21 protein-coding genes and 1 pseudogene are annotated in these 23,485 nt (G+C 60.0%); 13 read left to right on the top strand and 9 right to left on the bottom strand.

Features of this window, described 5'->3' with window-relative positions:
- Positions 1-91: 91 nt before the first annotated feature.
- The 3 genes from aguA (at position 92) to CKW18_RS23630 (ending at position 3,807) form a co-directional block, all read left to right on the top strand.
- Positions 92-1,216, top strand: coding sequence for an agmatine deiminase (gene aguA / locus CKW18_RS23640; protein WP_095191004.1), 1,125 nt, complete (start codon positions 92-94; stop codon positions 1,214-1,216).
- Positions 1,217-1,218: 2 nt separating this feature from the next.
- Entirely contained in the window at positions 1,219-2,316 is a 1,098-nt protein-coding gene (locus CKW18_RS23635; RefSeq protein WP_095191003.1) for an extracellular solute-binding protein, read from the top strand.
- 123 nt (positions 2,317-2,439) lie between these two features.
- Positions 2,440-3,807 carry a hypothetical protein gene (locus tag CKW18_RS23630; RefSeq protein ID WP_095191002.1) on the top strand — a complete coding sequence of 456 codons (1,368 nt, stop codon included), beginning with the start codon at positions 2,440-2,442 and terminating at the stop codon, positions 3,805-3,807.
- Between the two features lie 54 nt (positions 3,808-3,861).
- Here CKW18_RS23630 and CKW18_RS23625 read toward each other — a convergent pair whose 3' ends face one another.
- From CKW18_RS23625 to CKW18_RS23615, 3 genes are read right to left on the bottom strand one after another with little or no spacing between them, the layout of a single operon-like run.
- On the bottom strand, positions 3,862-4,479 hold the full coding sequence (locus tag CKW18_RS23625) for a DNA-3-methyladenine glycosylase (protein WP_095191001.1): 618 nt from the start codon (positions 4,477-4,479) through the stop codon (positions 3,862-3,864).
- A gap of 1 nt (position 4,480) precedes the next feature.
- On the bottom strand, positions 4,481-5,278 hold the full coding sequence (locus CKW18_RS23620) for an isocitrate lyase/phosphoenolpyruvate mutase family protein (protein WP_095191000.1): 798 nt from the start codon (positions 5,276-5,278) through the stop codon (positions 4,481-4,483).
- Positions 5,279-5,309: 31 nt separating this feature from the next.
- On the bottom strand, positions 5,310-6,392 hold the full coding sequence (locus CKW18_RS23615) for a bifunctional transcriptional activator/DNA repair enzyme AdaA (RefSeq protein WP_095190999.1): 1,083 nt from the start codon (positions 6,390-6,392) through the stop codon (positions 5,310-5,312).
- Positions 6,393-6,575: 183 nt separating this feature from the next.
- Here CKW18_RS23615 and CKW18_RS23610 point away from each other — a divergent pair, with 183 nt between their 5' ends.
- Positions 6,576-6,989: a VOC family protein gene (locus CKW18_RS23610; protein ID WP_095190998.1), complete on the top strand. Its 414-nt coding sequence runs from the start codon at positions 6,576-6,578 to the stop codon at positions 6,987-6,989.
- Here the strand turns inward: CKW18_RS23610 and CKW18_RS23605 are convergent.
- Positions 6,986-7,607: pseudogene (locus CKW18_RS23605) on the bottom strand (LysE family translocator). The gene CKW18_RS23610 and the pseudogene CKW18_RS23605 overlap by 4 nt on opposite strands.
- Before the next feature lie 274 nt (positions 7,608-7,881).
- Here CKW18_RS23605 and CKW18_RS23600 point away from each other — a divergent pair.
- The 4 genes from CKW18_RS23600 (at position 7,882) to CKW18_RS23585 (ending at position 13,706) form a co-directional block, all read left to right on the top strand.
- Complete coding sequence (locus tag CKW18_RS23600) at positions 7,882-8,496, top strand: biliverdin-producing heme oxygenase (protein WP_095190997.1); 615 nt, start codon at positions 7,882-7,884, stop codon at positions 8,494-8,496.
- Positions 8,493-10,730, top strand: a complete 2,238-nt coding sequence (locus CKW18_RS23595; RefSeq protein WP_095190996.1) for an ATP-binding protein — start codon at positions 8,493-8,495, stop codon at positions 10,728-10,730. Before CKW18_RS23600 ends, CKW18_RS23595 begins: the two co-directional genes overlap by 4 nt.
- Positions 10,731-10,952: 222 nt before the next feature.
- On the top strand, positions 10,953-11,540 hold the full coding sequence (locus CKW18_RS23590) for a LysE family translocator (RefSeq protein ID WP_095190995.1): 588 nt from the start codon (positions 10,953-10,955) through the stop codon (positions 11,538-11,540).
- A gap of 141 nt (positions 11,541-11,681) precedes the next feature.
- Positions 11,682-13,706 carry a YncE family protein gene (locus tag CKW18_RS23585; protein ID WP_170947311.1) on the top strand — a complete coding sequence of 675 codons (2,025 nt, stop codon included), beginning with the start codon at positions 11,682-11,684 and terminating at the stop codon, positions 13,704-13,706.
- A 42-nt stretch (positions 13,707-13,748) separates the two neighbouring features.
- Here the strand turns inward: CKW18_RS23585 and CKW18_RS23580 are convergent, their stop codons facing one another.
- The 4 genes from CKW18_RS23580 to CKW18_RS23565 form a co-directional block, all read right to left on the bottom strand.
- On the bottom strand, positions 13,749-14,582 hold the full coding sequence (locus CKW18_RS23580; RefSeq protein ID WP_095190993.1) for an AraC family transcriptional regulator: 834 nt from the start codon (positions 14,580-14,582) through the stop codon (positions 13,749-13,751).
- A gap of 35 nt (positions 14,583-14,617) precedes the next feature.
- Entirely contained in the window at positions 14,618-15,121 is a 504-nt protein-coding gene (locus CKW18_RS23575) for a VOC family protein (protein ID WP_095190992.1), read from the bottom strand.
- A gap of 248 nt (positions 15,122-15,369) precedes the next feature.
- Positions 15,370-16,038, bottom strand: a complete 669-nt coding sequence (locus CKW18_RS23570; RefSeq protein ID WP_095190991.1) for a bifunctional 2-polyprenyl-6-hydroxyphenol methylase/3-demethylubiquinol 3-O-methyltransferase UbiG — start codon at positions 16,036-16,038, stop codon at positions 15,370-15,372.
- A 118-nt stretch (positions 16,039-16,156) separates the two neighbouring features.
- Positions 16,157-16,519 carry a DUF6124 family protein gene (locus CKW18_RS23565; protein ID WP_095190990.1) on the bottom strand — a complete coding sequence of 121 codons (363 nt, stop codon included), beginning with the start codon at positions 16,517-16,519 and terminating at the stop codon, positions 16,157-16,159.
- Between the two features lie 699 nt (positions 16,520-17,218).
- Here CKW18_RS23565 and CKW18_RS23555 point away from each other — a divergent pair.
- On the top strand, positions 17,219-17,611 hold the full coding sequence (locus tag CKW18_RS23555; RefSeq protein WP_095190988.1) for a GFA family protein: 393 nt from the start codon (positions 17,219-17,221) through the stop codon (positions 17,609-17,611).
- Between the two features lie 143 nt (positions 17,612-17,754).
- Here the strand turns inward: CKW18_RS23555 and CKW18_RS23550 are convergent, their stop codons facing one another.
- Positions 17,755-18,585, bottom strand: coding sequence for an alpha/beta fold hydrolase (locus tag CKW18_RS23550; protein WP_095190987.1), 831 nt, complete (start codon positions 18,583-18,585; stop codon positions 17,755-17,757).
- A 242-nt stretch (positions 18,586-18,827) separates the two neighbouring features.
- On the opposite strand from CKW18_RS23550, the gene CKW18_RS23545 reads away from it, so the two are divergent.
- The 4 genes from CKW18_RS23545 to CKW18_RS23530 all read left to right on the top strand — a co-directional run bounded on the left by CKW18_RS23545 (position 18,828) and on the right by CKW18_RS23530 (position 23,075).
- Positions 18,828-19,283, top strand: coding sequence for a (2Fe-2S)-binding protein (locus tag CKW18_RS23545; protein WP_095190986.1), 456 nt, complete (start codon positions 18,828-18,830; stop codon positions 19,281-19,283).
- Positions 19,284-19,303: 20 nt separating this feature from the next.
- On the top strand, positions 19,304-21,466 hold the full coding sequence (locus tag CKW18_RS23540) for a xanthine dehydrogenase family protein molybdopterin-binding subunit (RefSeq protein ID WP_095190985.1): 2,163 nt from the start codon (positions 19,304-19,306) through the stop codon (positions 21,464-21,466).
- A gap of 1 nt (position 21,467) precedes the next feature.
- Positions 21,468-22,046: a hypothetical protein gene (locus tag CKW18_RS23535; RefSeq protein ID WP_095190984.1), complete on the top strand. Its 579-nt coding sequence runs from the start codon at positions 21,468-21,470 to the stop codon at positions 22,044-22,046.
- Positions 22,047-22,109: 63 nt separating this feature from the next.
- Positions 22,110-23,075, top strand: coding sequence for a sensor domain-containing diguanylate cyclase (locus CKW18_RS23530; protein ID WP_095190983.1), 966 nt, complete (start codon positions 22,110-22,112; stop codon positions 23,073-23,075).
- The last annotated feature ends 410 nt before the right edge of the window (positions 23,076-23,485 follow it).

The raw sequence follows: 23,485 nt of genomic DNA, 5'->3' as shown, positions 1-23,485 counted from the left end.
ATTCAACTGTTCCGTACTAATCATCGTTGGCGAGCCCGGCGCCTGCGCCCTTAGCCTGTGGTCATTCCCAACACCAGGACGAGGTTTGACCATGGCACGCTTGCTCGACTCCACCCCCAAACACGACGGCTTCCGTCTGCCCGGCGAATTCGAAACCAAGGCCGGCTGCTGGCTCGGCTGGCCGGAGCGCACCGACGTCTGGCGCAACGGTGCCAAGCCTGCGCAGAAAGTCTGGGTGCAGATCGTCACCGCCATCTCGCACAGCGAACCGGTCACCGTCTGCGCCTCTGCCGCGCAATTCGCTACGGCTCGTCGCCAGTTGCCGCCGCAGGTGCGCGTAGTGGAAATGACCTGCAACGACACTTGGTTCCGCGACAGCGGCCCGTGTTTTGTGGTCAACGATCTGAGCGGCGAAGTACGCGGCGTCGACTTCCAATTCAACGCCTATGGCGGTCTCGACGGCGGCCTGTATTACCCGTGGGACAAGGACGATCAGATCGCTGGCAAGATCCTCGAGATCGAACGTTTCGACCGTTATCGCGCGCCGTTGATTGCCGAACTCGGCGGCATTCAGAGCGACGGCCAGGGCAGCATCCTCACCACCGAACAGTGCCTGCTCAACCGCAATCGCAACCAGCATCTGGGCAAGGACGAAGTCACCCGCCGCCTGACCGATTACCTCGGTGCCGAGCAAGTCATCTGGCTACCACGGGGCTGCAAGTTCGATGAAACCGACGGCCATGTCGATGACCTCGCCTGCTTCGTCCGCCCCGGCGAAGTGGTGCTGCAATGGACCGACAACCGTGACGATCCGCAGTGGGAAATCTATCAGGAGGCCTACGACATCCTGCGCAGCACCCGCGACAGTCGCGGCCGCGAGTTGATCGTGCACAAGCTGCCGCAACCGGATGTGCTGGAGTGGACCGCCGAAGAAGCCGAAGGCCTCGATCAGCAGGACAGCACCCACACCCGTCAGGCCGGGACGAAAATCTGCGCCTCGTACATCAACTATTACGCCGGCAACAGTTCGATCGTCGTACCGCTGTTTGGTGATCGTCAGGACAAAGTCGCTTTGGCGACCCTGGCCGAACTGTTCCCGCAGCACAAAATCGTCGGCATCGAAAACTCCCGGGAAATCCTCCTCGGCGGCGGTAACGTCGCGTGCATCACCATGCCGCAATACGCCGGCACTCCTTACCCGAAGAAGGGAGCCTGAACATGGGCCTGCACAAACTGACTCAAGCGTTAATGCTGGTGCTTGCACCCTTGTGTGTGCAGGCCGCCGATACCGCCAGACCGGTGGTCAATCTGTACATCTGGGGCGAGTACCTGGCCCCGGATACCCTGAAGAATTTCGAGGCGAAAACCGGCATCCATGTGGTCGCCGATCACTTTGATTCGCTGGAAACGGTGGAGACCAAACTGCTCACCGGACGCAGCGGTTACGACCTGGTGCTGACCGCCGGCCAGCATCTGTCGCGGGCCATCGTGAGCGGAGCGATCCAGCCACTGGACAAGGCCCGGGTGCCGCACGTTGCTGGCGTGGGTGAAGAGTTTCGCCAGCACATGGCGGTGTTCGATCCGGGCAATCGCTATGCCGGGATTTACGCTTGGGGCACCACCGGCGTCGGTTATCAGGAAGAGGCGATCAAGCAACGTTTGCCGGATGCACCGACAGACAGTTGGGCGATGTTGTTCGATCCGGCGGTGGTGGCGAAATTCGCCGACTGTGGGGTCAGCCTGCTCAACGATCCCAACGAAGTGTTTGCCGCTGTCATGAAGTACATGGGGCTGGACATCAACCGGCAAAACCTCGATGACCTGAAACTCGCCGAGCAGCAACTGGCGAAGATTCGTCCGTACATTCGCTACTTCGACAACGACCTGAACATCAGCGACCTGGCCAACGGCAACACTTGCGTGGCGATGTCGTGGAACGGCAACGTCGCCATCGCCGCCGGGCAGGCACAAGCAGCGAACAAACCGTTCAAACTCAAATATCGGATACCGAAGGAGGGCACGCTGATCTGGTTCGACGCCATGGTCATTCCCAAGGACGCGCCGCATCCACAGGCCGGGCTGGCGTTGATGGATTATTTGATGACGCCCGAGGTGATTGCGCCGATCACCGACACCATTCACTACGCCAACGCAATTACGGCGGCGGACGGGTTGGTGGATGCAGCGATTCGCAATGATCCGGGAACGTATCCCTCGCCAGCGGTGCGGGCATCGCTGTACAGCAAAAATGACAACGGCAAGGCGTTCAACCGCGCGTTGATTCGCGCATTCAGTCGGTTGAAGTCGGGGCTGTAATGTTTGCCTGAGTAGTATTTTGAATTGGTTGCGCGGCACGGGCAAAGCGCCTCGATGGTACTTTTCCCGGCGCCGGTTCTCTCACCGGGACCGCTCTAGCTTCCATTCAAGGACGAATGACTCATGGGAAAAAAACAGCCTGTCAAAGGCGCTGACACTGTCGATACTCACACCCGGGCCGGGCAACCGGACGACCCGATCGTGGCGCGGCCAGACTCACCGCCACGGCTCGATCCGCTGCCGCTTGAACCGCGCTTGCCCGATTCTGCGAACGATGCCATTGCCACGCAGGCGTCCGGGCTGGATACGCCGACGCCAGCGGTCGCGGTCAACGACGTGGCATCCTCGTCGATTGCGCGGCCCTTACCCAGGCAGCGCCCACTGAGGTATTACCGGATCCCTGACAGCATCAATTTGCCGGATGCCGATGCTCAGGGCTTCCGGGTGTTTCAGGGCCGGCCGTTCGTCAAAGTGGCGGGCGGTTACGTGCAGGTCGGCATCGACTCTGAAACCAGCCTGTACCGTGCGTGTCTGGCCAGTGAGGCAACGCCGACCGGGCCGGTGCTGGTGCGCGATCACCAGAGTCAGCTTTGGCGCGCGCTGGAGGAGTCAGCGGTGAATGTCTATCGATCGGCGGTGGATGAGGACGCCGAGGCGCGCAAACCGAATGAGCAGGACATGGAGCCCGATCACTCCGACGACGAATTTGAGCTGGCCTCGGAATCGATGCCGATCGCCCCGTTTACGCCTCAGGAACTGGCCTTCATGCGCGAGGCGGCGAGTCACAGCTTTCTCGACAATCAGTTGGGCTCCTACAACCGCGCCAACAATGGCCGCTATCCGTTCCGCGACTCGCGTGGCCGCCCGGTGCGGATTCGCAAGATCGAAACCAGAGCCATCACCCCAGAGGGAGAGCAATACCTGGCGGCGGCGATCAAACCGTATATCAAGTTTGAAGGCCATGAAGACGTCGCCAGGCTCTATGAGGAAAAGCTCGAAGTGCGGCGTTTTACCCACGCCGATGCCAAAGTCCCGCAAGAAGTGGCTCTTGTCGGGCAATATCTGGTCGCGGCCAACAAACGTCTGGCCAAGGGCGAGGCGCTGGGGGTCTATGGCGGTACGATCATTCCGTTGAAGTACGTTCGCCGCCAGGAACAAACGTTCACCATGTATGCCGGTGCAACCATCCGCTATGGCGCCGGCCATCTGATTCAGGAGCGTCTGGTGATCGTGGGTGACAACGCCCTGTCCCGAATCAACTCCAATTTCGAGTATGACGCCACCGGCAGGCCGGTTCGTCAATCGCCGACCGGGTATAACGTGGGTTCGGTGGCGTTCAATGTTGAAGCGGAGTTGATCGTCGGCGACAAACTGATCCTCAAACCGTATGTGCTGACCGCCTTGTTTGCCCTGGAAGACATACCGGCAGGCGCAGAACTGCGGATGGATTACGACTATTCGGTGAAGGAGATGTCGTGGGTCTTTCTGTAAGCCGGTTCGGCGGCGCCCGACCGGTTGATCGGGCGAGCGCGGTGAGGGACTGCCTTAGCGAGCAGGCACTCGCCATAGATACCACGCCGCCACTGTCCGATACGGGCGCCATGCCTGGCCGATCTCCATCATCTGCTTGCGGGTCGGTTGCACCTCCAGCCCCTTCAATCGTCGATAGCCCTCGCGCACGCCGAAGTCGTCCGCCGGCAGGATGTCCATGCGCTCCAGGCTGTAAATCAACAGCATCTCCACGGTCCAGCGGCCGACCCCGCGCAGGGTGACCAGCCGCTCGATCAGCGCTTCGTCGTCCATGGCCAGCGCACTGGCGTAGTCCGGCACCACAGCGTCCAGCGTTGCCTGTGCAATGCCTTGAAGGGTCGCAATCTTGCTGGCGGAAAACCCGCAACCGCGCAGGCGATGGAAGTCCGTGGCGAGGATCTGCTCCGGGCGCGGAAATGCCTGCCCCGCAAACAAAGCCACCAGCCGCCCGACAATCGCATCGCCGGCCTTGGCGTGTAGTTGCTGATAGGCAATCGCGCGCACCAGCGATTCATAGGGATCGCGTGCCGGATGCGGCTGATGCAGGCACGGCCCGACAGCGGCGATGTGCCGCTGCCAGTCGGCGTCGAGGGCGGCCAGAAAGTCACTGGCCGGCTGATAGTGCTCGGGCATGTTATTTCAGCAAGCCGTTGACTTCGCCATAGCTGAGCGCCTTGAGGTCATGAGTGTCGAGTTGGCCATTGGCGAGAAAGCTTTTGACCAGCGAACCCATTGCGCCATACAAAAACTCGGCGATGCCCGACCCCGCGCTCAAACGGCGCACGCCCAGCGTCTGCAACTCGTGCGGCGAGGGCAGGCAGGCGACACCGAGGACGTTGACCGGCAGCGTGGTGCCCTTGCAGATGGCTTCGATTTCGTAAGCCGCCGTGACACCAGCGGCGAACAGTCCATCGGTGCCGGCGGCTTGATACAGCGCAGCGCGACGCAGGGTCTCGGCGACGCGGTCTTCGGCCGGCACCAGGCCCTTGAGGTAAACGTCGGTGCGAGCGTTGATAAACAGCTTCACATCGCGTTTCGCGGCCACTTGCCGGGCGACTTCGATCTTGCGTGCCAACAGTTGCGGTGCGCCGCTGCCATCTTCGATATTGATCCCGACCGCACCGGCAGCGATCACCGCGTCGATGACTTCGGCGACACGCCCGAGGTCATCGGAATACCCAGCCTCGATGTCCACGCTCAGCGGCACTTTGATCACCCGAGCGATGGATTCCACGGTGCAAATCAGGCGTTCGAGGGGCAGGGCGTTGCCGTCGGGGTAGCCATGAGCCCATGCCACTGCCGCGCTGCTGGTGGCGACCGCTTTGCCGCCCAGGTGCTCGACCAGTCGCGCGCCAGTGGCGTCGGCGACGTTGGTCAGGAGCAGCAGGCCTTGCTGGTGCAACTGGTGAAATGCCGTGTCGAGCGCGTTCATCGAAAACCCTTCTTGTGAATGGTTGTAGGGGTCAGAAAGTCAATTGTTGCGTGAGCTGCACCGCGGCGTTTTCCAGTCGCAGCAAAAACGCCTTGCGCGGTTGTCCTCCACCATAGCCGGTGAGCGAGCCATCCGCGCCGATCACCCGGTGGCACGGCACCACAATCGCCAGACGGTTGTGCCCGTTGGCCAGCCCTACAGCGCGACTGGCGCCGGGTTTGCCCAAGCGTGTAGCGATAGTGCCGTACGTGCTGGTGTGGCCATAAGGGATTTGCAGCAGTTCGCGCCAGACTTGCCGGGCGAAGTCACTGCCGGGCATGTGCAGAGGCACCGAAAACTCTGTGAGCTTACCGGCGAAATACGCCGCCAGTTGCCGTTCGATCTGCTGCAAATGCACGTTATGCCCCGGCGCGACGAGGTAGGCATGGCGGTTCTGCAGTGCTTCGACTTCGCGGGTCAACGCCGGGCGATCAAGAAACTCCAGCAACACCAGCCCCCGGCGTTCGGCCATGGCGATCATCGGCCCCAGTGGCGTGGTCAGACGCGTAAACAGCAGCGGTTCGCTGCGGGCGGCACGCCCCGGCGTGACGTGGAAAGATTTCTGGAAAGCATCGCGAAAGCCGCTGAGGGACTCATAGCCAGAGTCGAACGCGGCATGATCAATCGACGTGCCTTGTTTAATCCCACCCAGCGCCATACCGAGCCGCCGGGTGCGCAACCATGCGTGGAACGTCATGCCGAAATGCTGTTTGAACCAACGCCGCAATTTCAGCGGCTCGATGCCTTCGGCGAGCAGTTGCGCATCGCTCCAGCGTATCTCCGGCTCCGCGTCGATGGCCGTGAGCAACCGCTGCACCCATGGCGGGGCGATGGCCGCGGCATCCAGCGGCTTGCAACGCAGGCAGGCGCGGTAACCGGCGGACAGACATTCATCGGCGTGGGCGAAGAACTCGACGTTTTCAGGTTTCGGCTTGCGCGCCGTGCAGCTGGGGCGGCAAAAGATCCCGGTGGTTTTCACGGCCGTGAAAAACACGCCTTCATAGGCAGTGTCACTTTCGAGCATGGCGCGGACCATCTCGGCGTGGGGCGGCAGAGCAGCGGTTTGTATGTTCATGGCTTGAGAGTAAAACTGGATTGTCGATGGCTCCACCGAAAAATCGACAATGAATTTTCAGCAACCTGAACTACCGTGTAGGCGCTGCCGCAGGCTGCGATCTTTTGACGTTGATTTCGAAAAACAACATCAAAGGATCGCAGCCTGCGGCAGCTCCTACAGGGTTTATGAGGCACCGAAGCCATGCATCCGTTTGTTATTCAACATATCGATCACATCGTCCTGCGGGTTGCGGACCTGCAACGCAGTATCGAGTTCTATGGACAAGTATTTGGCGCCGAGGTGGTCAAGATCAATGAACCACTGGGGCTGGTGCATTTACGCGCCGGTACCTCGATGATCGACCTGGTCGATCTGCACGGCGAACTCGGGCGCAAGGGCGGCGGGGCGGCGGGTGTCGAGCGGCGCAACGTCGATCACTTTTGCCTGCGTATCGAACCGTTCGATGAAGCGGCGCTGATCGAGCATTTACAGGCGCACGGCCTGAGCGTCGAAAAAGCCGCCAGACGTTTCGGTGCCCAGGGTTACGGTTTGTCGTTGTACTGTTTCGACCCGGATGGCAACCAGGTCGAACTCAAAGGGCCGTCCGAGGCTTAAGCGCGTTTGGCCATCAACAGCACCGAAGCCGCCGCCGACAACAGCGCCGCGCAGCAACGATTGAAAATGCGTTTGCCACGCGGCTCGGCAAACCAGCGGCGCATGTGCAGGCCCATCCAGGCGTAGGCGCCGATGGCGACCCACTCCAGCAGCAGAAACAGCCCGCCAAGCGCAGCGAATTGCGCAGGCATCGGGCGCGCCGGGTCGACGAACTGCGGCAGGAACGCGGTGAACAGCAGGATTGCTTTTGGATTGCCTGCCGCCACCAGGAACTCCTGACGGGCCAATGCAAAGAAGCCGACGGTCGCGCTGTTTGCGTGTTGCTCCGTCTCAGGACTGGCTCGCCACAATTGCCAGGCCAGATACAGCAGGTACGCCGCGCCCACGATCTTGATCGCATGGAACAGCCATTGCGAGGTTTGCAGCACTACCGACAGTCCGGCACCGGCGAGGGCGATCATTGCGGCAAAGGCCAGAATCCGCCCGATGCCCGCCCCGCAGGCGCGCCGAAAGCCATAGCGGGTGGCGTTACTGACCGATAGCAAATTGTTCGGTCCGGGGGGCCATGTTCAAGGCGAAACAGGCCGGGAGAAACAGTGAAAGCGTGGCAAGGTCCATGGCGCGGGCTCCGGGGGCGGGAACGGCATTTTTATCACGGCGTCACGGCGCTTGACCCGTACAGTCAGGCTGCGCTGTCGCGGTACAGCGGCCGCGAAGCTGATCAGTCCGTTTCGAACTTTTTGCTCGAAAGGAAACTCTGAAAAATCTGAGGGCGGTGGTTTCGTCAGAAAAAACGATCCATACGGTCAGAAATGTCGTCTGCCGTGTATATTTCAGTCGACATTCAACTCACCCCGAATGGCCCCAGGTGGCCCCACCAAGAGCGATTTACATGCACGCAAAGGCCCGTGAAATTTATGTGCCACCGGTGCTGCAAGATCTGCGAGCCGGCACTGCCGAACTGCATATCGCACTGGAAAAACGCCTTCCTTTTTTTTCCGACACCCTTGATGAAAAAGCCTTTCAAAGGCTGATGCAGGCTTATTACGGTTTTTATCTGCCGCTGGAACGGGCCTTGCTCGACAGCGCGTGCGTCCCCGCCGATTTCGATCTGGCACCACGCCTCAAGACAGCCACTCTGCATAGCGATCTGTTGGCGTTGGGCGTCACCCATTCTGCACTTGAACAGTTACCGTTCTGTGGTGATTTGCCGGTCATCGACTCCAGCGCCGCGTGCCTGGGTGTGTTGTACGTACTCGAAGGCGCAACACTCGGTGGGCAGATCCTGCGGCGCGAAATCGCCGCGCGTCTGGGCCTGGAGGCCGATAACGGCGCGGCATTCCTCGATATCTACGGCGCCGCCACCGGACGGCGCTGGCGAGACTTCATCGAATACCTGGGCGCACGCCCACTGGATGCCGTAGCCCGCGCAGCCGTGGTCAACGCGGCACACACCACATTCAGCTGTTTCGAGCGTTGGCTCGACCGCCGGGAGGTACTGGCATGAACCCGCAAGACCGAGAAGCGTTTGAAGAACTGCTGGCCAACTGTGCCGACGAGCCGATCCGCTTTCCCGGGGCGATTCAGCCCCACGGGGTGTTGCTGACCCTGAGCGAGCCGGCGCTGGACATCATCCAGGTCAGCGCCAACGTTGAAAACCTGTTGGCGCGTCCGGCCGAGGAACTGATCGGGCAACCGCTGCACCATCTGCTCGGCGATGCCTATGCCGGGGCCGTGCGCGGGGCGCTTCAGCAACCGGCATTTGCCGACGCCGGGCCGCTGAATTTTCAGCTCAATGGCACCGCGTTCGAAGCGCTGTTGCACCGTCATCAAGGCGTTTTGATTCTGGAACTGGAAATCCACGTCGAGAACTTCCAGCCGCGCAATGTCGCCGGTAACCAGACGCATCTGGGGCGCATGCTCCAGCGTCTGCAAGCGGCTACGTCGTTGCAGGCGCTGTACGATATCAGCGTCAAGGAAATCCAGGCCATGACCGGTTACGACCGGGTGCTGATCTACCGTTTCGAGGATGAAGGCCACGGTCAGGTCATCGCCGAAGCGTCCGATCCGTCGATGGAAGTGTTCAACGGCTTGTTCTTCCCGGCCTCCGACATTCCCGAACAGGCGCGTGAGCTGTACCGCACCAACTGGTTGCGGATCATCCCCGATGCCGCCTACCAACCGGTGCCGCTGGTGCCGAAGCTGCGCCCCGACACCCAGACACCGCTGGATTTGAGCTTCGCGACCCTGCGCAGCGTCTCGCCGATTCACTGCCAGTACATGAAAAACATGGGCGTGCTGTCGTCAATGAGCATTTCCCTGCTCAAGGGTGACAAGCTCTGGGGCCTGATCAGTTGCGGCAACCGCCAGCCATTGCACGTGCCGCACGAACTGCGTACCGCGTGCCAGACCATCGGCCAGGTATTGTCGCTGCAGATCAGTGCGCTGGAAGCGCTGGAGGTCAGCCGTCAGCGCGAGGAAAAAGTCGAGGCGCTGGCCTTGCTCAATCAGGCGATGATCGATTCGCCGCAGAACGTTTTCGACGGTTTGGCCAATCAGCCACAGGTCCTGATGGCGTTGGTCAATGCCGGTGGCATCGCGATCATTGAAGACAAACAGTTGCATCGCTATGGCAATTGCCCGGAGCCGGAAGAGGTCCGTGCGTTGCACAAGTGGCTGCAGGAAACCGGCGAGCCGGTGTTTGCCAGTCATCACCTGTCCAGCGTCTACCCACCGGCGGCGCACTATCAGCAAGTGGCCAGTGGCGTGCTCGCCATGAGCCTGCCCAAACCGGTGGACAACGGTGTGCTGTGGTTCCGTCCCGAGGTGAAAGAAAACATCAACTGGAGTGGTGATCCGCGCAAGCCGCTGGCGCTGGAAAGCTCCGATGCCGGGCTTCGTTTGCGCCCGCGCACCTCGTTCGAAATCTGGAAGGTCGAGATGGCCGGGATCTCCACCAAGTGGAGCCACGGCGACTTGTTCGCGGCCAATGACCTGCGCCGCTCGGCACTGGAAAATGATCTGGCCCGTCAGGTGCGTCGCGAGCAGGAAGCAGTGCGCGCCCGCGATGAATTGGTCGCAGTGGTTTCCCATGATCTGCGCAACCCGATGACGGTTATCTCGATGCTTTGCGGCATGCTGCAAAAAGCCTTCAGCTCCGAAGGCCAGCACACCTCGCGGCGCATCTCTACGGCCATCGACACCATGCAACAGGCGGCCGGGCGCATGAACACGCTGCTGGAGGATTTGCTCGACACGTCGAAAATCGACGCCGGGCGCTACACCATCACGCCGCAGAAGCTCGACGTCACGCAGATGTTCGAAGAAGCGCAAGCGTTGCTCACACCGCTGGCTCAGGACAAAGACATCAGCATTTCCTTCGCGGCGGATCCCGATCTGCGTATCCACGCCGACCCCGAGCGACTGTTTCAGGTGCTGTCGAATCTGATTGGTAACGCGATCAAGTTCACCCCGCGCCTGGGCACGGTCGGTGTGCAGGCCAAATCCATCGGTAACGACATTGTCTTTACCGTGCGTGACAGCGGCGAAGGAATCCCCAAAGCAAACCTGGCCCGTGTCTTCGACCGATACTGGACGGTGAAAGAAGGCAACCCCACCGGTACCGGCCTGGGTTTGTACATCAGCCAGGGTATTGTCGAGGCCCATGGCGGGCGGATCTTCGCCGAAAGCGAACCGGGGCAGGGCAGTGAATTCCACTTTACGGTGCCGCGTCTGGACTGAACGCGCCGCGCACCGCGCAACGCCCTCCAAACGCAAAAAAACTGTAGGAGCTGCCGCAGGCTGCGATCTTTTGATCTTGTTTTTAAAACAAAAATCAAAAGATCGCAGCCTGCGGCAGCTCCTACACAAAGTGTGTTGTTGGCAGGGTGATTTTCTTCAATACCGGGGACGGGCGGCTGGTTACGGTGGGCACCTTGTTCCTCGTGTTGAAGCAGGTGTGCGATGAGTTTGATTATCTCGATGGCGGCGTTTGCCCTGGCGGCGTCCATTACCCCCGGCCCGGTCAATATCGTGGCGTTGAGTTCGGGCGCACAGTTCGGCTTTCGCGCCAGTCAGCGGCATGTCGCCGGGGCCACCTTAGGCTTTGTTCTGTTGCTGGTGCTGATGGGCCTGGGCCTGCATGAAGTGCTCAAACTGTGGCCGTTCATGACCCGCGTGGTGCAACTGGCCGGCGTGGCGTTTCTGTTGTTCATGGCCTGGAAACTGGCGACTGACGACGGGCAGCTCAATGCCGGCGACACGGGGCGGGCGCCCTCGATGCTTTACGGCGCGATCATGCAGTGGCTCAACCCGAAAGCCTGGCTGGCCTGCGTGGCCGGGATGGGCGCGTTTGTCGCCGATGGCGAGGCGCGACGGGTCTGGCAGTTTGCCGCGGTGTATCTGGTGATTTGCTATGTGTCAGTGGCCTGCTGGGCGTATGCCGGGACATTTTTGCGCGGATGGTTGGCCAATCCGGCGGGGATGCGTTTGTTCAATCGTGTTATGGCGGGGTTATTGGCCGTGAGTGCGGGGTATTTGTTGTTGCCTTGAGCGCCGCTCTGCGCTTTCGGAGTGCCGTGACCGTTCATCTAAAAGACGTGCTACCTGTCAGATATGACAGTAGCCGTCTGGCTCCTTTGCGCGTGTGATGTGGGTTGTCAAAAAAACCGACACGGTTTCCAAGGAGAGAACATGACAATTACCCTGCTCAACTCAACGCAAGCCGATGAGGCGCTCGCACTGTCCCCCATGTTCATCCCCGGCTGGCAAGCTTCAGTGCAGCCGCCGGGCACGGCCCATGGCGGTATTCCCCAGGCAATTTATCAGTTGCCAGAAGGCCTGTTGGTGGTGATCGACCCGGCTCGGACGTTGTCCACCGCCATGGCCGCCTACGATGTCGTCGAGATGTGGGTCAACGGCAAACCGACGTCCATCGTCAAGATCATCAATCCGGGCGAAGAGAACGACCGTTTTGCGATGCGGTTGGCTGTCGGCTGGCTATTGAACGGCATCAATCAGCTGTTTTACCGGGTGAGCCGTCTTGGAGGAAATTTCGAGGATTCCCGACCGATACTGGACGTGCTGTATCACGATCCGGCGCCCGGTTATCCCGCGCCATCCGGTATCACTGTCATTCACCCTGTCAGCGTTGGCCCGGTGGAAGCGGCGAAAGGGGTAGAAATTACCGTGAACGTCAGTTTTGTGCGTGCTTTTGACGAGATTGTCTTGACCATTGGAACCTGGAGACGACCGATTACCGTCACAGATCCTACCCAGCCGATCACGTTCATGCTGACCACCGCCGATTTCCAGCAGATCGGCGATAACCAACGGATGCCGATCAGTGCCAGGGTGATCGATCAATTGAGCAACAGCAACGCCTCAGCGACGACCTACATGAATATCCATGTCAGCCAGTCGCCGGGTGTGGTGGCATTTCTCAATGGACCCTACAGCGTTGTTGCCGGAGGCGAGGTCAAGGAGATTGACCTAAGCCTGACCGAGGCAGGGCGGCCGAGTGCCGGATTGATCTCACTCACCTTGCCTGAGGGGGCGGAGTATCCGAACGGGGAAGGGGGGACTCGCAGTTTTCCTGTCGGCGCGGACGGCAGAGTGACGGTCAGCGGTGTGCGTGCAGGAAATACACCGGGGGTATTTTCACTAACGGCCAGTAGTGGCGGCGGCACCGCCAGCGCGGTGCTGACCATCACCGAACAGATGCCGGTCGGACCAATCGCACTTGATCCCGTACCAACCGGCATCACGCTCAGTCCGGACAATACATTGGCTTTTGTCACTGGCGCGGGATCGGTGCAGATAATCGATACGTCCACTTCCCAGCGGATCAAGAAGATTGATCTACCGCAATTGAGTGTCTCGTGGGAGATTGCCGTTAATGGCGATGCATCGCGTGTTTTTGCCTGTAACGGGAATAATGCGGTGATGGTCATTGATATCGCCACTTCGAGCATGATCGCCAACATTCCGGTAGCGGGGCACCCTATCGGCATAGTCATGAGCAAGAATGGGTTACAGGCCTTTGTCAGTACCTGGGGCGGCAACAGCGTTGGGGTTATCGACGTTGTGAATTCACGGGCGGTCAAAACCATTCCGGTCGGATCGCACCCCAGAGGCATTGCCTTGTCTCCGGATGGACGGTGGGTCTATGTCGCCAATAACAATAATTTCAGCGGTGTGGCTGGTTCCTCGATTTCCATCATCAGTACATTGACTTTATCGGTTGTCAGAACCGTGCCGATGCCTTTAGAGGCCTATGGTGTCGATATCAGTCCTGATGGCAAAAGCTTTTACGTCTGTGGCAGGAACCAGGCTACTGAAGGTTTTGTACTGCAGTACGATACGCAGACATTCGTACAGATCAGGGCCATAAGAGTGATTGGTTTGCCAAGGGGTATTGTCCTGGACCCCTCCGGTACGCAGGCTTATTGCTGCGACAGAGATACCAATACGGTATCGACGATTGATACGGCATCAGGGCAAGTCATTGCGACGACTACGGTGGGCCAAGGGCCTTTGGAAATTGCGATTAGCAAGGACGGCAAACTGGGTTACGTTACGTGTTACTACGACAACACGGTGTGGGTTTTCTCACTGATGTCCGGTGCATCCGGACTGGGCACAACCGGTGCAATGTTTTCGGGTTTTGCGGTCAGCAGTCCACAAACGCGCGAGCCAATCCCGGGTGATGCTTACTGAACGAAGACGCCAAAGGGCTGTGGCTGATTCTGGCGTAGACACTTATCCCCGATACTGCCCCGGCGTCGCCGCCAGATGCTGTTTGAACGCCCGTTGAAAATGCGCCTGATCGGCAAACCCGGCTTCCAGCGCTACATCGGCAATCAGTCTGCCCCGGCGCAAACCCTCGCGGGCGTACTGAATACGCTGGTTGACCACAAAGGCGTGCGGCGTCATGCCGTAATGCTGTTTGAAGGCGCGGATCAGATAGGACGGTGACAACTGCGCCGCGCTGCAAATGTCATCGAGGCTCAGCAGGTCCGTGCAGTGTTCACGGATGAAATCAGCGGCGCGTTCAAGCTTGAAATTAGGCTCGCGCAATGGCTGTTCTGCCGGGTTCAGGCGCAACTGCAGCTCGGTGAAAAACTCCACCGCCGCGCTCTGTTTGCGCAAGACATCCTGCTGGTTATCGACCAGTACCTCATACAACCCGTTGAGATCACGGAACAGCCCGGCGTCGTCGAGATGGGTGGTCGCGAAACGCCGGAACTCGAGTTCGACCGCAAACCCCAACTGATGCTGCAAGTCCGTCAACCACGGTGTCTCGACGTATAGCATCACGTATGACCATGGCTGATCATCGATCGGATTGCACGCATGCACGTCGCCGGGATTCATCAGCACCACGGTGCCCGCCGTGACTTCGAACTGGGTCTGTTCATGCACATACGTGCTGCGCCCGGCAGTGATCGCACCGATGGAAAAATGCGCGTGAGAATGCCGCGCATAGCAAACCTCGCGGCCATCGGCGATGGCCCGCGCCTCGATAAAGGGCAGGGCTTCGTCGCGCCAGAAACGCGGGGCTTTTTCAGGGTTTTTCGCGGCAGCGTGTTTCATCAACGTCATTCCCGGCAGGCCAGCCCCCGAGTGTATTAGCTCTGGCCGGCAAAGGCCCGCTCCAGTTCGGCGATGTCGAGTTTTTTCATGCTGAACATGGCCTGCATGGCCCGCTGCGATTTACTGGTGTCGGAGTCCAGCATCATGTGCATGAAGGCCACCGGCACGATCTGCCATGACACGCCGAACTTGTCCTTGAGCCAGCCGCATTGCTGGGCTTCTACCGGCCCACCAGCGCTGAGGTTTCCCCAGAAATGGTCGACTTCTTCCTGATTCTGGCAATTGACCTGAAACGATATCGCTTCACTGAACTTGAACACCGGCCCGCCGTTAAGGCCGGTAAAGGTTTGGCCATCGAGTTCGAAACTCACGGTCATCACCGCACCTTCCGGCTGCCCGTGAAATTCCTGGCCGACCTTGCTGTAGTGGGTCAGGCCGGTGATTTTCGAATGGTCGAAGATCGAGCAGTAGAACTTCGCCGCAGCCTCGGCCTGATCGTCGAACCACAGGCACGGTGTGAGTTTCTGAAAACGTTGCATGGCAGTCATCCTCGGCAGGTTAGACACGCTGGATTAACAGCGTAGTCAGTCCTTGGTCGACTGGCGGTGCCGTAGATCGCCAAGTCGGCGCCTGTCAGTAACGTGTAGCCTGGCAATCCTGCAAACACCCTGAACCCTGTGGGAGCTGGCTTGCCAGCGATGAGGCCGTCACGCTCGGCATCAAGGGTGTCTGACTCAATGCCATCGCTGGCAAGCCAGCTCCCACAAGGATCGCAGCGTGACTGAAGCTAGCGCCGCTCAGCCAGCATCAGCAAAGACTGCGGCACAGGGCTTTGCGGATGCTGTGGCTCTTGCAGTGCGGCCAGTTGAAAACCGGCCATGTCCAGCGCGTTCATCCAGCTCGACAGGGTGCGGAAGTACCACGGCATCGGCTGCCACTGGCCCTTGAACCCGGCGAAAGTCTCCTCACGCCAACCATCCTGATAATCACCCGCCGCGACGGCCCACGGGTGCAACGTCTGGATCACCAGTGCGCCGCCGGGCACCAGCAACGCGTTCATCGCCGCGAGCAGCGGGATGATGTCCTGATGCAATAACGAGAAATTCGCGCAGATCAGGTCGTAGTCGCGACCGATGTCTACCGTCGCCTCGACCAGCGCCTCATAACTGGCGACATGCACCTGCGATGCACCGGGCAAACGCGCCGCCTCAACCAGCGTCGCATCGCCATCCACGCCCGTGGCGTCAATGCCCCGATCTGCCAGTGCCCGCAACAGCCAGCCTTCGCCGCAACCGAGGTCGAGCACCCGCTGCGGTTGACGGCCCATGATTGCCAGCAGAATCGCCTGATCGGTGACCTGCTGACGGCTTTCGATGGCGCCGCTGCGGATCACGTCGATCCAGGCGTGGGCGTTGTCGTGCCAGCTCTGCAACAGGGTGATTTCCGGGGAGGGCATGTTGGTGTCCGGACAGTTGAGTGGAGGATGCCGTTTGCAAAAATTCAGTATGGACGCCGGACTCAAGATCGCCATGCAGGAGGTATCGGCCCTGCATGGCGATCTGTCTGTCCAACGACTAAGGCAGGCGCAGCTTATCCAGTAATCGATTGACCAACAGCTCGTTCAACAGGATCACCTGTTGCAGCGCCAGCAGCGGCTTACGCTCCGGGCCACCCACCGAGTTGGCGATATTGCCGGCCATGGCATGGGCGTATGACAGCGATTCACAGGCTTCGACCAGCAGGGTTTCGTCATCCAGCGTGGGGTCGACGAGAAAAACGGGGCGAAACTTGGGAGATGCTGGCGCAGCTGCCAGGTCTTCGGGCTTGAGGTAGTAGTCGAGGGCACGATCGGTGGCTTCTTTGACCTTTTGCGGGTCGAGCGCGGGGTCGTGGGGGATTGGATCGGTGTGTGGTGGGTTTGGCGTGATTTTGAACATAGATAAAGCTCCAATTTAAAAAAAATGGGAGCCATCACCCTCGCTACCAAACGGCGGGTGGCGGCCATGCGCGGGTTGGTAGACCGGTTAAATTGGGAAACCCGGCGCTCACAGAGGAGCCCCACGCATGCCCACCATACAAAGCTATACCTTAAATAAGAGACAGCATCGAAGGTGTCGCAACAACGACAATTTAAAGCGGGCTACCAAACCCGATCACTGTTTTGCAGTGACAGGCAAACGATATAGCCCGCCCCATAGCCGTGTAAGCCGGCGGATTCTGGCGTACGCGTAGGTAACGACGCAAGGTGTTGTAGGGAGGATGGCGTAACGGTTCGTGTACTTTAAACGTGATAACCGGATGACGTTTACCCATGGACAATGGTGAATGGTCAGAGTCCAAAACCAGGGCACCTTCTGGACTACAGGTTCGTACTCCACGCCCTACGACTGTTCCAGAGTCCACCGACTTGCACGTCTGAACGCAGAATTTTATTGTTTGCTGCACTGAGCTTCATCAAACCAGTCAGTCAGTATTCAGAGGCTACGATGACCACCAGCGGAAAGACCGAGGAACCTTGCAAAAAAGCAGTTCGTGAAGAGCTGACATTTCTTGATGTTCGGCAAGCTGCGCGTGATGGGCAAAAAGTTTTCAGAAAATTTGTGATCACTGGCAGGCTGCCTTAGCGGAGGTGCACCATGGATCGATTGGCTGGCGGTTGCCTATGCGGCGATGTCCGTTTCGAAGTATCCGGCCAGCCCTACCGCGTCGGCATCTGCCACTGCCTCGACTGCCGCAAACGCCACGGCGCGCTGTTCCACACCTCGGCAATTTTCCCTGAGCAAGCGCTGAAGGTCACCGGCAACCCACGCGACTATAACGGCCGGTTTTTCTGCCCGCGTTGCGGTTCACCCGTGTTCACGCGGTCGACAGATGAAGTTGAGGTCAACGTGGGTTCGCTCGATGAACCGAACCAGTTCAAACCCACTTATGAACTCTGGACCATCCGCCGCGAGTCGTGGCTATCGGCGCTTCCACTGGCTCACCACTACGAGCGTGATCGCGAGAGTACAAGTCGCACAGAGGAATAATGGACGTGAGCCCAATCACTTCCCCCTTGTGGGAGCGAGCCTGCTCGCGAAAGCGGTGGGTCATTCAGCTCAAGTTCAACTGAAAGATTGCATTCGCGAGCAAGCCCGCTCCCACAGGGTCAAGTGCATGACTGCCACTGATCTCAGTTGCGAATAAAGGTCAGCAGATCCGCGTTAATCGTCTCCGCCTCAGTCGTCGGCATTCCATGCGGGAACCCCGGATACGACTTCAACGTGCCGTTTGGCAGCAGTTTCGCCGACAAAGGCCCCGAGTTCGCATACGGCACAATCTGATCGTCCTCGCCATGCATCACCAGCACCGGCACGGTGACCTTCTTCAGATCTTCGGTGAAATCGGTCTGCGAGAACGCCACGATGCCGTCGTAATGCGCCTTGGCGCCGCCGATCATGCCCTGGCGCCACCAGTTTGAAATGATCCCTTCCGAAGGCTTGGCTCCCGGCCGGTTGTAGCCATAGAAAGGCCCGTTCGGAATATCCCGATAAAACTGCGCCCGATTGGCCGCCAGCTGCGCCTGAAAATCATCGAATACCGATTTCGGCAAACCACCCGGATTGCTCTCGGTCTGCACCATCAGCGGCGGCACGGCACTGATCAGCACGCCTTTGGCGACGTTGTCCTGACCATGGCGGGCGATGTAGTGGATGACCTCGCCGCCCCCGGTGGAGTGACCGACATGCACGACGTTTTTCACACCCAGATGATTGACCATCGCCAAGGCATCGTCAGCGTAGTGATCCATGTCGTGCCCTTCCCAAACCTGACTCGACCGCCCGTGCCCACGGCGATCATGGGCAATCACCCGAAAGCCCTGCGCCAGAAAGAACAGCATCTGCGCATCCCAATCGTCCGAACTCAGCGGCCAGCCGTGGTGAAAGTGGATGAGCGGGGCGTCTTTCGGCCCCCAGTCCTTGTAGAAAATCTCGACGCCGTCTTTGCTGGTGACAAATCCCATGTTCGCTACTCCTGACCAATGTGGAGGATCGGTTTGCATGACGAGCGTGCCCGCGCGCGCGCTCGGGTGAGAGCCGTTATCAACTGTAGGGTTAAAGTCGACATCTGCATGACCGGCGGTCGCCACACCTGGCCTTGCGCGCAAATTGCGCTTAGCTCAATGGGATAAGCCCAGGCGTGCGCAGGCATTCATTGCCGCAGCAACGCCCCTTCAGAACACCGTGAGTCTGAGGAAGTCCCCCGATGCTGACCTTGAATATCAATGGCAAGGATCAGGAGCTCGATGTCCCCGCGGACATGCCGTTGCTCTGGGTCCTGCGCGATGTCGCGCACCTGACCGGTACCAAATTCGGTTGCGGCATGGCCCAGTGCGGCGCCTGTACCGTGCATGTCGACGGTGTGCCGTTGCGCGCCTGCATCACCCCGGCCACAGCGGTGGCCCATGGGCAAAAAATCCTCACCATCGAAGGTTTGTCTACGGATGGCTCGCACCCGGTGCAGCAGGCCTGGGCCGAACTCGATGTGGTGCAGTGCGGTTACTGCCAGTCCGGGCAGATCATGTCCGCCGCCGCGTTGCTGGCGAAAATCCCCCAACCCACCGACAGCGATATCGATCAGGCGCTCTCCGGCAATATTTGCCGCTGCGGCACCTACCCAAGAATTCGTGCCGCGGTCAAACGTGCGGCCGAGATCGGTTGAGCCTGACGGGGAGACAGACCATGAACAGTCCCGTATCGCGTCGGGGTTTTCTCAAGGGCAGCGCCATGTTGGGCGGCGGTCTGGTGGTGGCGTTTGTCGTACCCGGCGCCCATCGTTTTGCGTTGGCGGCGGAGAATGAGGGTAAGGTCTTCGCGCCAAATGCTTTCCTGCGCATTGCCGCCGACAACAGCGTTACCGTGTTGCTCGGCCATTCGGAAATGGGGCAGGGCATCTGGACCGGCCTGACCATGCTGATTGCCGAGGAACTGGACGCCGACTGGTCGACAATCCGCGTCGAACACTCGCCGGCCTCCGCGGCCGATTACGGCATGCCGGCGTTTGGCGGCATGCAGATTACCGGCGGCTCGACCTCGACCTGGATGGAGTTCGACCGCTATCGATTGGCCGGCGCTACGGCGCGGCAGATGCTGGTTGAAGCGGCGGCCAAACGTTTTGAGGTGGCGCCTTCGGCGATTCGCACCGAGTCGGGTGTGGTGATCGCTGGCGATAAACGCGCGACTTACGGCGAACTGGCGGACGCCGCCGGGCAACTGCCGGTACCGGACCCAAAATCCATCACGTTCAAAGAAGCCAAGGACTGGAAAGTCATCGGCAAACCGACCAAGCGTCTGGACACCCCGGAGAAAATCACCGGTCGCGCCAAGTTCGGTATGGATGTGCAATTCGAGGGTTTGATGACCGCTATGGTCGCCCGCGCGCCAGCATTCGGTGCCACGGTCAAATCCTTCGAAGGCGCCGAAGCGCTGGCGGTGCCGGGCGTGCATAAGGTGCTGCAGGTGCCGACGGGAGTGGCAGTGATCGCTGACCATTACTGGGCGGCGAAACTGGGTCGCGATGCGCTGAAAGTCGATTGGGACCTGGGGCCTAACGCGGATCTGAGCAGCGAAAAACTGCTGGAAAGTTTTCGCAAACTGGCTGCCACGCCGGGCACTTCGGCCAGCCAGGCCGGGGACGCCAAGGGCAATTTTGATAAAGCGGCGAAGAAAATCGACGTCGAATACAGCGTGCCGTATCTGGCGCACGCGCCGATGGAACCGCTCAACTGCACGGTGAAAATCAGTGCCGAGAAATGTGAGATCTGGACGGGCACGCAGTTTCAGACACTGGATCAGATGGTTGCCGGCAAAATCACCGGACTGAAACCCGAACAGGTGGAAATCCACACCGAGTTCCTCGGCGGCGGCTTTGGCCGGCGGGCCAATCCGACCTCGGACTTTGTCGCCGAAGCGGTGCAAGTGGCGAAAGCGGCAGGCATGCCGGTGAAAACCGTGTGGTCGCGGGAGGATGACATTCGTGGCGGTTACTACCGTTCGATGTTTTTGCATCAGGCGCGTGTCGGCCTTGGCGCCGATGGGCTGCCGCTGTCGTGGCAGCATGTGCTGGTCGGCCAGTCGATCATGACCGGTACGCTGATGGAGGCGACCATGGTCAAGAACGGTATCGACCCAACCTCGGTCGAGGGCGTTGCAGACAGCCCTTACGTCAAAGACGTGGCCCATCATCAGGTCGAACTGCACTCGCCGCAGACCGGCATCAATGTGTTGTGGATGCGCTCAGTGGGGCACACCCATACCGCGTTTGTCATGGAATCGCTGATCGATGAGCTGGCCACGGCGGCCGGCAAGGGCCCGCTCGAGTACCGCCGCACGCTGCTCAAGGCGCATCCGCGGCATCTCGGCGTGCTCAATCTGGCGGTGGAGAAGGCCAACTGGACAGCGCCGTTGCCCGCCGGCCATGCCTTGGGCGTGGCGGTACACGAGTCGTTCGGCAGCTATGTGGCGCAGGTGGCGGAGGTCTCGCAGGACAATCTGGCGATTCGTGTGCATCGCGTGGTGTGTGCGGTTGACTGTGGGATTGCGGTCAACCCGCAGAGCATCGCCGCGCAGATGGAATCGTGCATCACCTTCGGCCTGGGCATGGCGCTGCATAACAAACTGACGCTGAAGAACGGCGCGGTGGTGCAGTCCAACTATCACGATTATCAGGTGCTGCGGCTCAACGAAATGCCGGTGGTCGAGGTGCATATCGTGCCCAGCAGCGAGAAACCCGGCGGCATCGGCGAGGCCGGTGTGCCGCCGACCGCGCCGGCGGTGGCCAATGCGTTGTTTGCCCTGACCGGGCAACGCTTGCGTGAACTGCCGCTGCAACTGTCGGGGGTGTGAGATGAAACGACATCTGCTGTTGGGTGCGCTGGTACTGGTGGGGCTGGGCGGCTACGCCTCGGACTTGTTCGCCGATGATCAGGAGGCTTTGAAGGCCTTCGGCACGATTCAGAAAGTCTTTCAGAGCCCGCGCTGCCAGAACTGCCACATTCCCGGGGATTCGCCGTTGCAATTCGACGCCGGCATTCCCCATGCGATGAACGTGGTGCGCGGCATGGACGGCAAAGGCGCCGCCGGTTTGCCGTGCGCAACGTGTCATGCCCAAAGCAATCCGCCGGCCAGTTACGGCCTCCATGCGCCACCGGGTGCGCCGCACTGGAGCCTGCCGCCCGCCGCGCACAAAATGGCCTGGATCGGCCTGCCAGCGGACAAGCTCTGCGCAATGATCAAGGACCGTTCGAGCAATGGCGATCGCGATTTCGCCGCGCTGATCAAGCATGTCAGCGAGGACAAACTGGTGCTCTGGGGCTGGAACCCCGGCACAGGGCGCGCACCGGTACCGGTGCCCCACGATCTATTCGTGAACCAGTTCAAGCTCTGGGCCGATGCTGGCGGGCCGTGCCCGACGGCGGGTGGTTGATAGGCGTGAGGCATCGCAAAATTGGGGCTACTCTAAGGGCCATTGATGCCAATGGAGTGTGTGATGCTGGTTCCCGGAAAACCTGCCAACGAAGCGGCGCGCATTCAGGTGCTGCACGGTCTCAACCTTCTCGACTCGGCGCCCGAGGAGCGTTTCGACCGACTCACGCGGCTGGCCAAGCGCCTGTTCAATGTGCCGATCGCCCTGGTGACGCTGGTGGACAAGGATCGCCAGTGGTTCAAGTCTTGTGTCGGCCTGGATGTCACTGAAACCTCGCGGGACGTGTCGTTCTGCGGCCACGCGATTCTCAAGAACGATTTGTTGCTGGTGTCCGACGCCCGCGAGGACGAACGCTTTCACGACAATCCTCTGGTAACCGGCGAGCCACACATTCGCTTCTATGCCGGTTACCCGCTGACCGTGCCCAATGGCAACAAAATGGGCACGCTGTGCCTGATCGACACCAAACCCCGTGAGCTCGATGACGAAGAGCGCGCGCTGCTGCGTGACCTGGCGGAAATGGCCGAGCAAGAGCTGACAGCGGTGCAAATGGCGAGCATGGACGAGCTGACGCTGTTGTCCAACCGTCGCGGCTTCAAGCAATTGGCTCAGCATGCGCTGGACGCCTGCGCCCGGTTGAACCGGCCGGCGACACTGCTGTTTTTCGACCTCAATGATTTCAAGCAGATCAACGATCTCTATGGCCATGCCGAGGGCGACGGTGCATTGAAGACCTTCGCTGATGTGCTGCGCATTGCCTTTCGCGAAAGCGACGTGGTCGGGCGCTTGGGCGGCGATGAATTCGTCGCGTTGCTGACCGGTTCGAGTCATATCGAGACCACGGCAATCATGGCGCGGCTCAAGGACATCCTCGAAGAGCGCAACGCCACGCTGCACCGCGGATATGCCATCCGCTTCAGCGTCGGCCAGATCGAATACGATTCGAAACGCCATGAAACGGTGGATCAATTGCTGGCAGATGCCGATAGCGCGATGTATGTGCATAAGCAGGCCCTGAAGCGCAGTTAATGCTGGCCTCTTCGCAGGCAAGCCCGCTCCCACAGGTATCCTGGCTGTACTCAATTTTGCCGTTCACCGCAGAACCTTGTGGGAGCTGGCTTGCCAGCGAAAGCAGTGTGTCAGCCAATAAAGACTCATGCTATGCCGATGCCTTCGCGGGCAAGCCCGCTCCCACAGGTATCCTGGCTGTACTCAATTTTGCCGTTCACCGCAGAACCTTGTGGGAGCTGGCTTGCCAGCGAAAGCGGTGTGTCAGCCAATAAATACACATGCTATGCCGACGCCCCCGCGGGCAAGCCCGCTCCCACAGGTATCCTGGCTGTACTCAATTTTGCCGTTCACCGCAGAACCTTGTGGGAGCTGGCTTGCCAGCGAAAGCGCTGTGTCAGCTAATAAATGCACATGCTATGCCGATGCCT

The organism is Pseudomonas sp. Irchel 3E19, from assembly GCF_900187585.1.
GTDB classification, from domain to species: Bacteria; Pseudomonadota; Gammaproteobacteria; order Pseudomonadales; family Pseudomonadaceae; genus Aquipseudomonas; species Aquipseudomonas baetica.
The sequence above is the reverse complement of the archived record's forward strand: the minus strand, read 5'-3'. Positions and strand labels throughout refer to the sequence as shown.

What these genes read in the sequence shown, in the direction of transcription:
- CKW18_RS23615 (WP_095190999.1), bottom strand. Translation starts at nt 6,392, where the DNA reads ATGAACATACAAACCGCTGCTCTGCCGCCCCACGCCGAGATGGTCCGC.
- CKW18_RS23625 (WP_095191001.1), bottom strand. Translation starts at nt 4,479, where the DNA reads ATGCCCGAGCACTATCAGCCGGCCAGTGACTTTCTGGCCGCCCTCGAC.
- CKW18_RS23540 (WP_095190985.1), top strand. Translation starts at nt 19,304, where the DNA reads ATGAACAGTCCCGTATCGCGTCGGGGTTTTCTCAAGGGCAGCGCCATG.
- CKW18_RS23555 (WP_095190988.1), top strand. Translation starts at nt 17,219, where the DNA reads ATGGATCGATTGGCTGGCGGTTGCCTATGCGGCGATGTCCGTTTCGAA.
- CKW18_RS23585 (WP_170947311.1), top strand. Translation starts at nt 11,682, where the DNA reads ATGACAATTACCCTGCTCAACTCAACGCAAGCCGATGAGGCGCTCGCA.
- CKW18_RS23545 (WP_095190986.1), top strand. Translation starts at nt 18,828, where the DNA reads ATGCTGACCTTGAATATCAATGGCAAGGATCAGGAGCTCGATGTCCCC.
- CKW18_RS23550 (WP_095190987.1), bottom strand. Translation starts at nt 18,585, where the DNA reads ATGGGATTTGTCACCAGCAAAGACGGCGTCGAGATTTTCTACAAGGAC.
- CKW18_RS23570 (WP_095190991.1), bottom strand. Translation starts at nt 16,038, where the DNA reads ATGCCCTCCCCGGAAATCACCCTGTTGCAGAGCTGGCACGACAACGCC.
- CKW18_RS23600 (WP_095190997.1), top strand. Translation starts at nt 7,882, where the DNA reads ATGCACGCAAAGGCCCGTGAAATTTATGTGCCACCGGTGCTGCAAGAT.
- CKW18_RS23565 (WP_095190990.1), bottom strand. Translation starts at nt 16,519, where the DNA reads ATGTTCAAAATCACGCCAAACCCACCACACACCGATCCAATCCCCCAC.
- CKW18_RS23575 (WP_095190992.1), bottom strand. Translation starts at nt 15,121, where the DNA reads ATGCAACGTTTTCAGAAACTCACACCGTGCCTGTGGTTCGACGATCAG.
- CKW18_RS23635 (WP_095191003.1), top strand. Translation starts at nt 1,219, where the DNA reads ATGGGCCTGCACAAACTGACTCAAGCGTTAATGCTGGTGCTTGCACCC.
- CKW18_RS23530 (WP_095190983.1), top strand. Translation starts at nt 22,110, where the DNA reads ATGCTGGTTCCCGGAAAACCTGCCAACGAAGCGGCGCGCATTCAGGTG.
- CKW18_RS23535 (WP_095190984.1), top strand. Translation starts at nt 21,468, where the DNA reads ATGAAACGACATCTGCTGTTGGGTGCGCTGGTACTGGTGGGGCTGGGC.
- CKW18_RS23630 (WP_095191002.1), top strand. Translation starts at nt 2,440, where the DNA reads ATGGGAAAAAAACAGCCTGTCAAAGGCGCTGACACTGTCGATACTCAC.
- aguA (WP_095191004.1), top strand. Translation starts at nt 92, where the DNA reads ATGGCACGCTTGCTCGACTCCACCCCCAAACACGACGGCTTCCGTCTG.
- CKW18_RS23595 (WP_095190996.1), top strand. Translation starts at nt 8,493, where the DNA reads ATGAACCCGCAAGACCGAGAAGCGTTTGAAGAACTGCTGGCCAACTGT.
- CKW18_RS23610 (WP_095190998.1), top strand. Translation starts at nt 6,576, where the DNA reads ATGCATCCGTTTGTTATTCAACATATCGATCACATCGTCCTGCGGGTT.
- CKW18_RS23590 (WP_095190995.1), top strand. Translation starts at nt 10,953, where the DNA reads ATGAGTTTGATTATCTCGATGGCGGCGTTTGCCCTGGCGGCGTCCATT.
- CKW18_RS23580 (WP_095190993.1), bottom strand. Translation starts at nt 14,582, where the DNA reads ATGAAACACGCTGCCGCGAAAAACCCTGAAAAAGCCCCGCGTTTCTGG.
- CKW18_RS23620 (WP_095191000.1), bottom strand. Translation starts at nt 5,278, where the DNA reads ATGAACGCGCTCGACACGGCATTTCACCAGTTGCACCAGCAAGGCCTG.